The 14,928-nt window shown below is 39.6% G+C and carries 11 protein-coding genes; all 11 read right to left on the reverse strand.

All coding sequences use genetic code 11. The features are described from left to right. Nucleotides 1–64: 64 nt before the first annotated feature. Nucleotides 65–1,783, reverse strand: coding sequence for a carboxylesterase/lipase family protein (locus tag K0H61_RS09695; protein ID WP_220048944.1), 1,719 nt, complete (start codon nt 1,781–1,783; stop codon nt 65–67). Between the two features lie 512 nt (nt 1,784–2,295). Beyond that, nucleotides 2,296–3,822, reverse strand: a complete 1,527-nt coding sequence (gene gnd, locus K0H61_RS09700; RefSeq protein WP_220048945.1) for an NADP-dependent phosphogluconate dehydrogenase — start codon at nt 3,820–3,822, stop codon at nt 2,296–2,298. Between the two features lie 221 nt (nt 3,823–4,043). Then, complete coding sequence (locus tag K0H61_RS09705; RefSeq protein ID WP_220048947.1) at nt 4,044–5,729, reverse strand: glycoside hydrolase family 1 protein; 1,686 nt, start codon at nt 5,727–5,729, stop codon at nt 4,044–4,046. A 27-nt stretch (nt 5,730–5,756) separates the two neighbouring features. Further along, nucleotides 5,757–7,076 (reverse strand): carbohydrate porin, encoded by a 1,320-nt coding sequence (locus tag K0H61_RS09710; RefSeq protein WP_220048949.1) that lies wholly within the window; start codon nt 7,074–7,076, stop codon nt 5,757–5,759. Nucleotides 7,077–7,127: 51 nt separating this feature from the next. Further along, entirely contained in the window at nt 7,128–8,396 is a 1,269-nt protein-coding gene (locus tag K0H61_RS09715; protein ID WP_220048950.1) for a sugar MFS transporter, read from the reverse strand. Then, nucleotides 8,397–9,008, reverse strand: coding sequence for a hypothetical protein (locus K0H61_RS09720; RefSeq protein WP_220048952.1), 612 nt, complete (start codon nt 9,006–9,008; stop codon nt 8,397–8,399). 11 nt (nt 9,009–9,019) lie between these two features. Next, nucleotides 9,020–10,054 (reverse strand): 5'/3'-nucleotidase SurE, encoded by a 1,035-nt coding sequence (locus tag K0H61_RS09725; RefSeq protein ID WP_220048954.1) that lies wholly within the window; start codon nt 10,052–10,054, stop codon nt 9,020–9,022. Nucleotides 10,055–10,169: 115 nt separating this feature from the next. Beyond that, the gene (locus K0H61_RS09730) at nt 10,170–11,195 is read right to left on the reverse strand and encodes a helix-turn-helix domain-containing protein (protein ID WP_220048955.1); all 1,026 of its coding nucleotides are present in this window, start codon (nt 11,193–11,195) and stop codon (nt 10,170–10,172) included. A 289-nt stretch (nt 11,196–11,484) separates the two neighbouring features. Then, complete coding sequence (gene mak / locus K0H61_RS09735) at nt 11,485–12,402, reverse strand: fructokinase (protein WP_220048957.1); 918 nt, start codon at nt 12,400–12,402, stop codon at nt 11,485–11,487. Between the two features lie 430 nt (nt 12,403–12,832). Beyond that, nucleotides 12,833–13,222: an H-NS histone family protein gene (locus tag K0H61_RS09740; RefSeq protein WP_220048958.1), complete on the reverse strand. Its 390-nt coding sequence runs from the start codon at nt 13,220–13,222 to the stop codon at nt 12,833–12,835. A gap of 96 nt (nt 13,223–13,318) precedes the next feature. After that, entirely contained in the window at nt 13,319–14,608 is a 1,290-nt protein-coding gene (locus tag K0H61_RS09745) for a tyrosine-type recombinase/integrase (RefSeq protein ID WP_258405935.1), read from the reverse strand. Nucleotides 14,609–14,928 lie beyond the last annotated feature (320 nt).

A 14,928-nucleotide genomic window follows, 5' to 3' on the forward strand; every position in this document is an offset into this window, starting at 1 on the left:
AGGGCACATGGAGGTTCAAAAAGCCCTATGAACAGGGCTTTTTGTGGATTATAGGTTACTAAAATTAGTTACTGTCTTTCCAGTAATCCATAAAGAATCTTCCAGAAAGAATTGTATCCTTAATAAAACTATAATCACTAGTTGATAATGATTGTTCCATTTCAGTTAAGACAACATCTTTTTCTTGCCACTCTACTGTGTTTGAAATGTGTGCGTTTTCGTAATCAGCATCCAATAGTTGAATGGAACCTGAATTAGCCGTATCCCATTGAACTAATCCACTACCGTTAGGATTACCTGTTAACATGAAGTTTTTCAGATAACCCTGAATAGAATTAACTAATGCCACGCGTCCATTTTTGTTTGCGTCAGTATATAAAGCACCACCAAAAGACGCATTAATTTGGCTATCTTCTCGACCAGTAACAAAGTCAACATCAAAGCCATGGGTAGCACCTAATAGAGCAGCGGGTTGCTTCGTGACTTGCCCTAAATCACTCCAAGAGAAACGATAGCCATAAATAGCTGGCTGCTTAGGGTTGTTAGCTAAAGTATCTACAACATTTTCGAGCGCAAAACCTGAATAAATCCTACTACCATAATTTTTACTCAGGCTAAACAAGCGTAGTGTTTCTGTATCTTGGAATAAAGTACCAGTAACCAACTTGGGATAAATACCTAAATTTGGATCAAAAAATGCGAACGTCGCAAATTCCGATTTTGTACTTCCGAGCATCAACGGAATTTGCTGATAGTTACCAACTGCAATTTCATGGAAACCATCAACTGGTAATACATTTCCATCATTAAACAGATGGGGAAATGGCGCCATTCGAATTGCAACATCTTGCATTTGAGAGACTAAATCAGATGCAGGTAAACTTCTCAAAAAATGAACCACATTTTCTGGATTTTGCATGTATTGAGCGGCTTCAGACTCATCTGATACAAACTTGTGTTTGACTAAAAGATCACTAACAAACTTTTCAGCAAAAGCTTGACCTTCGGATGAATCGGCAATCGTCATGCCACCACTCATGGCAAAGGCTTTATGGATCAATCCTTTTGATAAAGGTGACAGAATTAGCGCCAATACGTTTCGGGCACCAGCAGACTGACCTGCTAAGGTAATATTATTTTTATCGCCACCAAAGCTTGCAATGTTTGCTTGCACCCAATTTAAGGCTTCAATCGCATCCAAGGTACCAAAGTTACCCGAATCAGTTAGTTTATCCCCATCTTTTAATGCTGGTAATGTTAAAAATCCCATGGGCCCTAGTCGATAGTTAATCGAAATAACGACTGAATTTGTCGCTTTGGATAACTGATCGCCAATAAAATCTTCTCCTGAACCGTTAAGGTTCCCTCCACCATGTAAAAATACCATAACAGGTAGGCTTTCATCGGTATTATCAGGACGCCAGATATTGAGAAATAGACAACTCTCATTTCCTATAACCTTTCCATTCACTGTATTTTTTTGTAAACACTTCTCCCCAAACGAGGTTGCCTCGCGGACGCCTTCCCAAGACAAAAGTGGTTTTGTTTTTTTCCAACGTAAAGCATCAACAGGTTGCTCTGCGTAGGCAATACCTAACCAACTTAGGACGCCATCTTCTGATAATGCACCTTGGTAAGAACCATTAAATGTTTTTTGAACCGTCGAGTTTGGAGTGAACTTAATTTCTTGTTGAGTGTTTTCGTTATTGCTGTTGTCACACCCTATTAAGCTTGTTAACACTAGAGCAGCTGCAATAGCCTTCTTATTAAAATTAACTTTCATAAATCTCCCCAGAGTTTATCAAAATAAAAATCATGAAATGTCAATCGCTGAGGCTATATTTTATGTTAGAAATTTCAGATTATGATTATCATCTTGCATCAAATAACGTTAATTTAACAAAAAATGAACCATATAGGTTTACGGGAAGTTAATTATGAAATAACAAAAATTGATTTTAAAAAAACAATCTGCAAATAAGCTTTAATAATTACCATTAAAATGCTTTAAATTATTCTTTCATTCTAAATATATTACTTCAAAAAATGATGACGTTTTTCAAATTTATAAATTCAAATGCTAAGCTCATTGTCAGTTCCTGGTCACCAAATACGTATTAGTCTCACTCAAAAAAAAGCGGTCACTGCCTGCATCAACAGTGACCGCAATGACGCTGAGCAAATAAGGCTCAACAAAGATGCCGTTTTGCGACCTCAACAAGAACGGCATTACAAGCAACTTTTCCCCACAGAGTGGAGCCTCTTTTGAAAGGGTGAGTTGAGGCTCCACTTGATTCAAACTTTACTTAATGTGCGATCTTTGGCACTCCAAACTAAGTGGTATTTCTCGCCTGCTGGGGTATCGATGCGCTCGAAGGTATGGGCACCGAAGAAGTCCCGCTGACCTTGCAGTAGGTTAGCTGGCAGGGTTTCGCTACGATAGCTGTCGTAGTAAGCCAGCGCAGAACTGATACAAGGCACTGGAATACCCTGCATAATCGCCGCCGACACCGCAGTGCGCCACGCACCTTGTTTTAGTGATAGCTGCTCAGCAAAGCTATCAGCCATCAATAAACAACTTAAATCTGCTTTCGCTTCATAGGCTTGAGTAATCGATTGAAGGAAAGTCGCGCGGATAATACAGCCTGCACGCCAAATCTTGGCAATTTCAGCGAAATCGAGTTGCCATTCCTGCTCTTTTGCCGTCATCGCCATCAGTTGGAAGCCCTGGGCATAGCAGCACACTTTGGCGCAGTAAAGTGCACTCTCAAGTGCTTCAATCAATGCCGCTTTTTGCGCGTCATCGAGGCTGATAGCCGCAGGCCCAGCTAGCTTTGAGCTTAACTGCACACGCAGGGATTTTTGGGTACTGACCGAACGGGCATAAACCGCTTCGGCAATGGTCGGCGCTGGACAGCCAATCTGTAAACTGCTCACCGCCGTCCAAAGACCCGTGCCCTTTTGACCCGCTTTATCGAGGATCATCTCAACCAGCGGCTTACCCGTCATCGGGTCGGCCTGTTTCAACACCTCTGCACTAATACCCATTAAATAGCTGTTTAAGCTACCTTGATTCCAACGTTCAAACACATCACCCACTTCGTCGGCGCTCATACCAAGGCCGTCATGGAGCAATTGATAAGCTTCACAGATAAGCTGCATATCGGCGTATTCAATGCCGTTATGCACCATTTTGACATAGTGGCCAGAGCCCGCAGGACCAATATAAGTCGTGCAAGACTCACCTTCAGTCACAGGATTACCCGGCTCAAATCGCTCAATCGGCAGACCCGATTTCGGATCAACCTTAGCGGCAATCGCCTGCCAAATCGGTGCGACATGTTGCCATGCCGACTCATCGCCGCTTGGCATTAAGGACGGGCCAAAACGGGCGCCTACTTCACCGCCAGAGACGGCGGAGCTGAAGAAAATAAACTGACCTTTGTAACGCGCTTCGCGCTCAACGGTGTCAGTCCACTGGCTATTACCAGTATCGATAACGATATCCTCTGATTCAACCCCTGCGGCAAGCAATGCCTGACACACGCCATCAACGGGTGCTCCGGCGGGGACAGATAGTACCAGAATGCGGGGTTTAGCGAGGCTAGCTAACATTTCGTGGAAATTGGCGCAGCCAGTGATCCGCAGATCCTGACCATTACGTTCTTGTTTTTCTTGCTGTAAAACGCCATTAACTTTGACAGTATCGAGGTCGAATGCACTTACGCGATAGTGATTGTCTGCAATATTTAACGCAAGGTTTTTACCCATTACGCCAAGACCAATCACGCCAACATCATTAAGATTTCTGTGGCTTTTCATTTATACCATCCAAAGGGGTAAAACTTAATACAAATAAATTTTTAGAGATAAATAAGCTGCATAAACGGTACTGAATAAATTAGATATGACGTAACCATAGAGCTATCAGGAAATTAAAAGATAAAAGTCAAAGTAATATCCTGAAGTTTTAATTGTAGAAACAAGTTCCACTGTTATTTAAAGAGGCCGAACATCTATTCACTCGGCCTCTAATTTAAATATTACTCTGTTTTGATGAAGTTGTTTCTCATAACTTCAGAATACCAATAATAGCTATCTTTAGGATATCTCTTTAAGTCATCCTCATAGTCAATATAAATTAAACCAAATCGTCCAGAGTAACCACCAAACCATTCAAAGTTATCAAATAATGACCAAGCATTATAACTAATAACATTTGAACCATCCTGAATAGCTTGCCACATGGCTTTGAGATGACCATCTAAGAACCTAATACGCAATGTATCATGCACTTTTCCATCATCTGTTAGATACTCTTGGTGTCGATAACCTCCACCATTTTCAGAAACTAGGATTGGCATTCCGCCAGAAATTTTAGTCACATACATTAATGTGTCATAAAATCCCTTTGGATCGTACAATCCGTTCTCTGAACCAGGACTTTCAGTCGGTATTCCAGTTTCTAAACTATCAAATAAAATTCCGGCCATAAATGATTGGTTAGGAAAGAAAGCTGATGAGTTATTATAGAATCCTTCGTTATAATTAACTGCCGATACAACTGGGCGCGTATAATAATTCACACCCATAATGTCAATACCCTGCTTATGAATATATTCCAAATCTTCAGCTAATTGAGTATCTGATAAATTGAAAAAATATCCATCACCAGCAAGAAGATCTAATGCCTCTTGTGGATATTTACCTGTTAATACTGGACCTGTATAAAATTCATTTCGAATTACATTGTATAGCCTTGTTGCTTCAATGTCCTCTGGTGAATCTGTAGCAGATTTACCGAGCGTGAAATCAAAACTAATTCCTACACCACCATCCAATATCAAGCCTGCTTGTACCATTTGATCGTGGATTTCCTTTGCTTTGGCATGAGCTAACATCGTGTGATGAATATAGGTCATTTGCCTACCAAGAAATGTCTCTAGCCCAGTATTTTTGATCAGCGACATCATAGTGCCTGAATTAAATTCAGCACCTTGACTGATCAAATCTTGCGCCATCCCAAGCATACCCTCTGCAAAGGTATTCCACATAAATGGTTCATTGAAAGTAATCCAAGTGTCAACGCGGTCTCCAAAGTGTTGGAAACATGCTGCTGCATAAGCTGCATATAAATCAGTTACTTGACGATTATTGAATGCACCCATACCCATCAATGCAATCGGCATGTCCCAATGGAACAAGGTCACGATAGGTTTAATATCATTGGCAATTAACTCATTGATCAGATCGTTGTAGTGCTGGATACCCTCCATATTGAGATCTGATATCGGATTACCATTCTCATCCAGCTCTGGGCCTGACATATCTGCTTTCAGCTTGAATGGAAATCCTGTTGGATAAATCCGAGGCCACGCAATTGAAAAGCGATATGTTTTCAAGCCCGCCGCTTTCATGAGCTTAATATCTTCTTTATAACGATGGTAATGATCGATAGCAACGTTTGCCGTTTCACCATTAGCTAAACGGAGATTGTTAGTTAGAAAATCCCAATTCGATAATCCTTTACCACCTTCTTGCCAAGCTCCTTCGATTTGATGTGATGAAGTTGCTGCCCCCCATAGAAAGTCTTTCGGGAAAGTCAGAGTAGCTTGATCGAATTGCATTTCTGTTGGATGTTGGTAATCATCACCACCGCCACATCCAGTCAACACAGTGCTCGCAAAACAGCAGATGCCGAGGAGCACTTTTTTGATTGATTTATTCATGCGAGTTCACCTTTGTTTCAGCGAAAATTACCAAGAAGCTTCAACTTGAACGCCAAAACGGATGTTGCCATCTTCGCCATCAGAGGTACCGATACGAATTTTTTCAGCTTGGGCACCGAAGAAAGAGCCAGCATAAAAGCGGATTGTAGGACGAGAATATAGACCACCTAATGGCGACCATTCTTGCGATACCATAACCTTCTGAAGATCTTCAGATTCAACCATATCTGATTCATGCACATTGTCATAACCAACTTCTAATCGAGTTGTCATGTAGTCATTCCAAGTATACGCACCGCTCAATACCACACTTGTACGTGTAGGATCGGTTTCTGACACATTCAGGTCGTCGTACGTTTGACCTTGCTGATAGATCACTGAATATCCAAATTCCACTTTACTATTGACTTTATAACGGCCCCAATCAATGAAACGCAAAGTGCTCTCCAAAGAGCCTTGCCATGCTGGGGTGTTATTAGAACGTGAACCACTTGCATTTCGCCATGCGGCCTCACCAAGTAGGTCAGAGCTATATTGCATTACAAAATGATTCTCTAATTCGCCGAAGTGCTGGATTAACTCCCCCGTAAGGAATAATCCGTTATCGGTTTTTTCACCAGCAGCCTCTTGAATTTCAGTTGCATCTGCATATCCAAAAATTGCTGTCAATTCGAGACGAGTGTCTTCCCCTAGAGGAAGTGCATATCTAACATCAGCTTTGTTAATTTGAACAACCCGTTGTGAACCAGTATTCATCTTACCTGAATAGCCTTCTTCATCGGATGTAAGCCAAGCCAATGACAGCTCACCTGTACCTAACTTGAAACCTTCGACACCTGCGCCATATCCAGAATTATTTAAATAAAATAAATCAAGCAAGTTAACTTCTTTTCGATCATAAAATCGTTTACCAGCCCACAGAGTCGCTTCAGGCGCAGACTCAAGCATACCTTTCGCCGTTACATTGAATTGTCTAAACGCAACATCACCTTTACTGGTATTTAAACCTGGTTCCGATACGGACTGATAATCATTAAACTGAGCACCAGCATCTGTCTGGTAAGAAAGCATGGTGTTAACTTTTACTTGAACACCATTTTGATCAACGACCATTTTGTTTAAGCCTAATTCAGCATAAGTATCACACTCATCACCTAATCGTCCTGTATAATGGCCTTTGGCACCACTACCAAAACAGTATTGTTCACCACCTTTAGACGTTGTCGAAATACCAGCACGACCATAACCAGTGAATTCAAAACCAGAACTGATATTGGTATTTGCAAAACTAGTAGCAGAGTATCCAGAAAGAGCTAAAACAACAGCATTACGAATAATATTTTTCATATATTTCCCCATCAACATAATTTATTAATTAGATTTATAATTTTTTACTTCTTATTTACTACTCTCAATTTTTATAACCTTGCTTCCGTTAATTCCATAAAATGCAATATAGAGATAACAGATTAGAGGTAATAAAAATGATATTTGAACTCCAAATGCGTCTGCTATAACCCCTTGGAGAACAGGAACGATTGCACCACCAACGATAGCTAAACAAAGTAAGCCAGACCCTTGTGATGTTAAGGACCCTAGATTGGCTAATGCCAAGCTAAATATGGTCGGGAACATAATTGAATTACACAAACCAACAGATAGAACAGCCCACATTGCAACATCGCCTGATGAAGATATTGCAATAGATAGCATTATTACTGATGCCAATGAATTAAAAGCTAATAACGAACCTGCACTGATTTTTTGCATTAAAGCAGCACCGATAAATCGACCAACCATTGCACCGCCCCAATATATGGCGATGTAATTTGCAGCCTCACTCTCCTTTAATCCTGCGATATGTTCTTGACCTAAGAAGTTAATTAAGAAACTACCTATTGCTACCTCTGCACCTACATAGAGGAAAATGCCTAAAACTCCAAATTTTAGATTTCTCACCTTTAGAGCTTCAAAAAAGTGAGAAGACTCTACCGATTGAGATTTTTGAATTTTAGGTAATTTAAGCCATGAAAATATAAATGCTAGCAATACTAAAGACGCTGAAAGGATTAAGTATGGCGTTTGCAGTGACTGAGCTTGAGACTCAGGGGACATTTCAGTGCCAGAACTAATAGCACTCAGAATTAATCCACCACCAATAATCGGCGCTAAAGTTGTACCTAATGAATTAAATGCTTGAGTTAAGTTCAATCTACTTGCTGAAGTTTGAGCAGGTCCAATTAGTGTCACATATGGATTTGCCGCCACTTGGAGCATTGTAATGCCACTTGCAAGCACGAATAATGCTGCAAGAAATAACACATAAATATGCATCTCTGCGGCAGCAATCAAACTAAGGCAACCGACTGACGCTATCACCAATCCAATAACAATCCCTTTTTGATAGGAATATTTCTCAACGAACTTTCCAGCAGGTATGGAAGTTAAAAAATACGACCCAAAAAAGCAAAACTGAATCAACATAGCTTGCGTGTATGTTAATTCAAAAATTGATTTTAAGTGAGGGATTAAAATGTCATTTAAGCAAGTAATGAATCCCCACAGGAAAAATAACAATGTCATAGCACTTAGTGCCATGCTTGAGTTTTTCCCAGAATGAAATTCTTCATTTTTTGCGATACCAATGAATGGTTGATTCGTTGACATTTAATTACTCCCCATCTGAACGAAACTGACTTCTAAATTTCTTTCTTGGTTATATGCAATTAAATCAACCCCGTTAATACCTTCTTTATTAGTAGCAATAGTCAATGCCGTAAAACTTCCTTCATTTTCACAATTAGAAATCTGAAGGTCCCATATTTTCACATGGCCAAAGTGTTTAACCATTGAACCAAATGCATCACAACCACTCCAACTAGCCTTAAATTCCCCTTCATCTAATTCTAGAAACCCAGAATAACCTTCAGAGTGTGTTATTAAAGACTTCAAATGTTCTTGATTAAGAGCATGTACTTGACGGTCTATCTCATTAAACATTATTGAAAAGTTTTCACTACGATACCCTTGCCATTCTTCGCCAGATTTCCAATATATATTGGATAAACCAGTTTCATCATATGCAAGAATGTAGCTGCCACTTGCAGAAAAAAATGCATTAAAAGTTTTCTCAGAACCGGAAACGTTTGCAACTCCGTGATGAAAACCACTCGACAAATAGTCAACCGTCAAGTCATTATCTTTCTTGGGTTCAGAGGAGTAATCCTTATCGCATGCAGTTAGACTGCCCAATAAAAATAGGACTAATAGTTTTTTCATTATTTAGTCCCTTATTGATTTACTAAGTTTGATAATTGATAACGTACTAAAGTTTGTTTACGTTCCTTGGCTGTATAATCAGCATCAATAATTGTAATTGTTGCATCAGCAGGCCCCTGCAGCATGCCTTGCATTGAAAGGAGGAATTGACTAAATGTGTATACCCCTTCTGACTCAGGGTTTTCATCAAAAGGCACATTAAAGCTTGCTGGACCAGCGAGGGGGGCTGGGAAGCCTTGTTTAGGGCTAGGAATAGCGATAAATGCACCTGGGATAGCGGGAAATTTGACAGGGATGATTGGGCTTTCAATAGTGCTCATGTCCTCGAAAAATACAGGATAACCACCATAATGACCCATTTGGGTATATCTAAATCCGACTTGGCTACCTTGACCAGCGTCAAACTGTGGAATGTTTAAATTTACCCCAGTGTAATCTGGTAACAGTTTACTTTCGCTAAAAGGGTTAGCAACAAGCTGAGATACAACTTTTGCAGCGATACTTGCTACTTCAGGTGCCGTAACCTCATTATCTTTCGTCGACTCTGCAGCACTTATAGCAAGAGTTGGAATATTTCGGTGCAACGCATTTGAAGCAGCACCCAAGGTACCTGACGCTAAAATCGTAACACCAAAATTGAACCCTTCATTCGGTCCAGAAATCACTAAATCAGGAGATTTTCCCCATAATTTCCATGCTACAACATCTAAGCCATAAACCATTGATACAACAGGCTTGCTGTTTACATAGCAAATATTTGGATCTGATTCTAGACATCCAAGACCCGAAACTCCTGCTTTGAGTGTGCCTTTAGGACTATCTTCAGTTGGAGTAGGAATAGGACCTGCGTGTAAAGCTCCCGCCTGACTACTTTGTGCTCCATAAGGAGCAGAAATAATAACTCTATGCCCGTCTTCTTTTAATTTTTTATATAAAGATTGAATATTAGGCGTTTCAAAACCGTCATCGTTAGTTATTAGAATATCAATCGCTTGAGATTGAAATGTTGTAACGAGCCCCAAGATAGCAATCATGCGTGCGTTCATATTATCCCCAATTATTATTATTAATAAACATCAAGGATTCTAAATAACATTGCTATTACACTGGCTATCCTACGAACATATACAGGCTATCATTTCACCTCAGATGAATTTTGGTTCATACTTTGTTCATAAAACGGTAGTCATTTGGGGTTTCGCCATACCATCGTTTAAAAGCTTTGTTAAATGCAGTTACGTTTGTGTAACCGAGGACATCACTGATATTACTCACTTTCGCATTCGAATTTTTCAGAAGATTAGTGGCTTCAGTTTTACGAACTTGCTCCAATATCATTGAAAATGAAGAGTTTTCTTTTGATAGCATCCTTTGCAAACTTGCTCGACTGGTATTGAGATGGTAGGCAATCGTATTGATATCTAGATCGGTATCAGCCTGTTTAATCTTTCGTTCAAGAATTAATTTAACTTCACCGCAAATGGAGGACTGCTGTTCCAGTTCAAGCAATGCAACATCACCTAATTTGTTGGTGAAAGTGTAAATTCTGGGATTATGATTGGGGTTTGGTGCGTTGAGTAAATTAACATCAAACTTGAGTGCTGATTTTACTTGGTTAAATCGCCAAAAATCACCACAATGGATATTGAAGTTTTTTTCATCTTGAATGCTTCGGCTATAAAATAAAAACTCTGGTGTAAACTCAATATTAGGGAAGTTATCTTTTATTAATTTTGACAACCCAAATAAAGCTCCTTGAGAAGTATTGAAATCTCGTTCTTTTGTTGTAAATTCATGGGTCAAATAGGCATATTTACCCACAATTTCCAAATCTACTCTCCAGCAACGCCATACGTTCTGGAACCTGCAAAGAAATAATAAAAACTCCTGCAAATTTTTAGTATTCATCAAAGCATTGAATGGATTCACAATCAGCGAGTTAGTTGGCGTTGATTGCATAATTTTATTGAGGTAGATGAGTTCTCGATTATGGTAATAACCCTGTTCACTTAGAAGATGGTACAAACGTAGTACACTATCATCATTTGGATAGAAGCTATTTAAGTTATTGTTAATCCAAGAACTGTTAATTTTCGTTGCTTGATAGATTTCAGTTTTAGAGGCGCCCAGTCGTTCTGCAAGTTGGAATCCCAACTCAACCATATGACTAACATAATGACCAGACATAAAGAATAAAACCTGAAAATTAAGCCTTAAAAGTAGTTTTTAAATTATATCATAAGTAAATTAACAAACTCAGATTCAAACCTTATCATTTTGCCTCAACCTGCAAAAGCTGTAGAATTTCTATCGCTTTTACCGTTAGTTTGATCTCCAATTTATGATGTAAATGATTAATTTATTGATAATATCCCGCATTGGATAAAAGATGGTTATCCCATATAAATACAGGAAACCATCATCACTTTAATAGGCACCGCACCCACCCCAAATTGGGTATGCTTTTTGATTATAACTACCGTCCCCAGAGCCATGCCGCTCCGCGTACGCCTGATGAACAACCAAATTTATTCTGAACAACAAGTGTGTTGCACTCCCTTCCAACAACATATTTGTTTAACAATGCTGGCAGTCTTGGATAAATCGCTTCGACGTTAGACATACCACCACCGAGCACAATTGCATCGGGGTCAAGCATATTGACAACGTGGGCAAGTGAACGAGCTAGTCTGTCCATATAGATATCGAATGCCTTGATAGCAATCGAATCGCCTGCCTCGACTAAAGCCATGATCTCGTGGCCAGCTTTGACAGGCTCACGGTCAACAGTTAATTCCGCTAAAGCTGAATTGTAGTCCCGCACAAAGCCAGTGCCGGAAATAAAGGTTTCGATACAATCCGGATTACCGCAGAAACAGCGGGTGCTATTAAATTCATCCTTCGTCATCCAAGGCAAAGGATTATGACCCCATTCCCCACCAATTCCATTACCACCCGAATGTACGTTTCCATTTACTGCAACACCAGCACCACATCCGGTACCAATGATGGCCCCGAATACAACCCTTTTACCAGCAGCTGCGCCATCCACAGCCTCAGACACCGCAAAGCAGTTAGCATCATTGGCAACGCGCACTTCGCGATTAAGTCGTTCTCCTAGGTCCACATCAAGGGGATGGCCGTTTATCCAAGTTGAATTTGCGTTTTTAACCAAACCAGTGAAGGGCGAAATTACTCCAGGTATACCGACTCCAACTGTCCCCTTTTCACCTAATGTGACTTCAGCTTCTTTCACTAATCCAACAACTGCCTGTAGAGTACCTTCATACTCACGAGGGGTTGGAACTCGCTTACGAAACAGTTCGATACCTTCTTCGTTCAGTGCAACCAATTCAATTTTAGTGCCACCTAAATCAACTCCCATACGTAACATTCACCACTTCTCCCATTACTTCTGGTTAAACGTACTACTGCATTTAACCATTTTTAACCGTCCACAGACTTATGCCGTGGCATAGAATAATGGGTCATAAAATTTCAGGTTTGGAGTTTTTAGTCAACGACAAGTCCATATCATCCCGCCTCAAATTACCCTTACCACTCTGGATAGACATTATGTAGTGGTTTCTGAATTGCCATGTTGAAAGCAAATTAATTCGAGAATTACATAAATTTTAAACAGTGAATCGCCACTATTACAGTAGTCACTTTGTAGCATTACAATGGCGAAACACTAGATTAAAGGCTAATAGATGAGATTTTTAGGTTAACTCGTTCGTAAAGTCCCGAATGAACAAACTAGTGCTAACAAACTTTAGGCAAAAGAACAGACTGACGAAGCCTGTTCTTGTTTCAGAGGAAATTCAAATCAAGAAATCTTCAATTGAACGACCGCTCTCAACTTGTTGCTTGAAAACTGTTGGCATTCTACCCTGCCCTGTCCAAGTTACGGTTTCGCCCTCAACAACGATTGAGTATTTTGCTGGACGAGGTGCACGAGTGCTTTTTACTTTAGCTGCCACGCCACCTAAATCATCAATGGACAAACCCGCCGATTCCATCATTTTATGAAGCTCTGCAATTTTAGCGATGCGCTCAGCATTCGCTTCAGCTTCTGCCCTCGCTTCTTCTTCTCTTTCTGCAACTATTTTACCGAGCTTCTCGTATACATCTTTGAGTTCTGCAACTGATAAGTCTTTAACAGAAGCTTTAAGACGACGAGCATGGGTTAAAATCTCTAAAAATTCAGACATTATTTTTCCTAAATAAAAGATATTCCTCGCAATATAACGGATTTCAATTCAACAAAGCCATAGAGCTATCCAATTAAATTGGATGATGGTACACATTTAGAATGTAAAGGCTTTTTCGGCCATATCCAAAATACTATTCTTCTGCGTGGGCAGCCATTTTCCATAGTGTTTTTCAATCATCTTGATACTAGTATGTCCCATTTGCCTCGCAACCCAAGTGAGCGGTAAACCCGCGGAGATTAAGTGGGATGCAAAAGTATGTCGGGTTTGGCCTGGTCCTCGAAATCGTATTTGTGCATTCTTTAAATGGGTTAAGTAAAATCGCTGCCTAAGGTGCACATCTGATGTGTACGCCTTATTGGTTTGAGTATTAATAAACACAAAATGGATTGTCTGACTCTCTATCGACTTATTGTCTTCACGCAGCACCTTGACCGTCTCGGATCGTGATTTAGCAATATCACGCTGCTTTAAGAGGATCGCTTTAGCCTGAGGCAATAACTCAATCTGTCGATTACTCGAATGATTTTTGGGTTTCTTATAGATACCTTCAACCACCGCACGCGATATATAAATAGCATTGTTATCAAAATCAATATCTTCCCAGGCAAGCGCCATAAGCTCGCTTACTCGAAGTCCCATAAAGCAATTGCAAACAATCATATTGACCTCCGATTGTCTATCCGTAGGCATGGAAGCAAATTTGGCAATCTCTTCTGCTGAAAAGGGATCTGGCTCCTGCAACAATACCTTTAGGTTCGTCACCTTAGAGGCCTTGAGTTTATCCAATGGATTTATCGCAAGAGTTTCATCGAGAATGGCAAAGGTAAATATCTGATTTAAAATACTTAAAATTTCTTTAATCGTTTTATTGCTTAAATAAGACAGTTTGGTATTCATCCAAGCTTCGATATCGGAGGGTTTAATGGTATCAATAGCGACATTAGCAAAACGTGGACCGATATGGGTCGAGATCTTGTTTTGATAGTTTTTCAAAGTACATGGTGCCAACTTATTTCGTTTCGCATTCAAAAAAGAGTCAATGTAATGTCCAACGTACAAAGGCTGATTTTTTGCTACCTCTAATTTTGACTCAATCATTGATTCGGGTGAATCAAGCTTATGGTTTGTATGAATAAAATGTTGACCGCCAATACGTTTCAGAAATTGCTCAGGATTATACTTAGCTAACATTTTAAGCTCATTCACAATGTCAGCAGCCTGTAACAACCCTTGCTCTGTGCATTCAATTCCATCTAATGCCATACGATAAAGTTTTGACTTGTGTTTCATAATCATTCGGACACTAGTGTTCGAACGAATTTCGAGATATTTAAGCTTTCTTTGCTTACAAAACGATTTTGCTTCTTCCACTGACATTAACATATACGGTTCTCAAGACAATTAGACTGTCTTGATTTTATTCTAAATAAATGATATTAAAAGGAATCTTCACTGTGAAACTCAGCTTAAATTCCTTAGCTATCTACTATTTTTCTACAGCCCATTTCTGTCATTAAGATTTTTAAAATCTTTATATCTTTACATTTCTTTACACTGCTGATTATGTAAAAATTTAAACTTTATTTACAAAAACATATATAAAACAATACCTTATCAGCAAAATATTGACTTACGCAAAAACTCACAAAATTTAAGAATTTTTAGTACATCTATAACAATACATTCCTTATTCAAAAATGAGG

Origin of the sequence: Shewanella acanthi (genome assembly GCF_019457475.1) — a bacterium.
Taxonomy (GTDB): domain Bacteria; phylum Pseudomonadota; class Gammaproteobacteria; order Enterobacterales; family Shewanellaceae; genus Shewanella; species Shewanella acanthi.

Coding starts and splice junctions, on each gene's coding strand:
- K0H61_RS09740 (WP_220048958.1), bottom strand. CDS start 13,222: ATGTCTGAATTTTTAGAGATTTTAACCCATGCTCGTCGTCTTAAAGCT.
- K0H61_RS09710 (WP_220048949.1), bottom strand. CDS start 7,076: ATGAAAAATATTATTCGTAATGCTGTTGTTTTAGCTCTTTCTGGATAC.
- K0H61_RS09745 (WP_258405935.1), bottom strand. CDS start 14,608: ATGTTAATGTCAGTGGAAGAAGCAAAATCGTTTTGTAAGCAAAGAAAG.
- mak (WP_220048957.1), bottom strand. CDS start 12,402: ATGTTACGTATGGGAGTTGATTTAGGTGGCACTAAAATTGAATTGGTT.
- K0H61_RS09715 (WP_220048950.1), bottom strand. CDS start 8,396: ATGTCAACGAATCAACCATTCATTGGTATCGCAAAAAATGAAGAATTT.
- K0H61_RS09695 (WP_220048944.1), bottom strand. CDS start 1,783: ATGAAAGTTAATTTTAATAAGAAGGCTATTGCAGCTGCTCTAGTGTTA.
- K0H61_RS09705 (WP_220048947.1), bottom strand. CDS start 5,729: ATGAATAAATCAATCAAAAAAGTGCTCCTCGGCATCTGCTGTTTTGCG.
- K0H61_RS09730 (WP_220048955.1), bottom strand. CDS start 11,195: ATGTCTGGTCATTATGTTAGTCATATGGTTGAGTTGGGATTCCAACTT.
- K0H61_RS09725 (WP_220048954.1), bottom strand. CDS start 10,054: ATGAACGCACGCATGATTGCTATCTTGGGGCTCGTTACAACATTTCAA.
- K0H61_RS09720 (WP_220048952.1), bottom strand. CDS start 9,008: ATGAAAAAACTATTAGTCCTATTTTTATTGGGCAGTCTAACTGCATGC.
- gnd (WP_220048945.1), bottom strand. CDS start 3,822: ATGAAAAGCCACAGAAATCTTAATGATGTTGGCGTGATTGGTCTTGGC.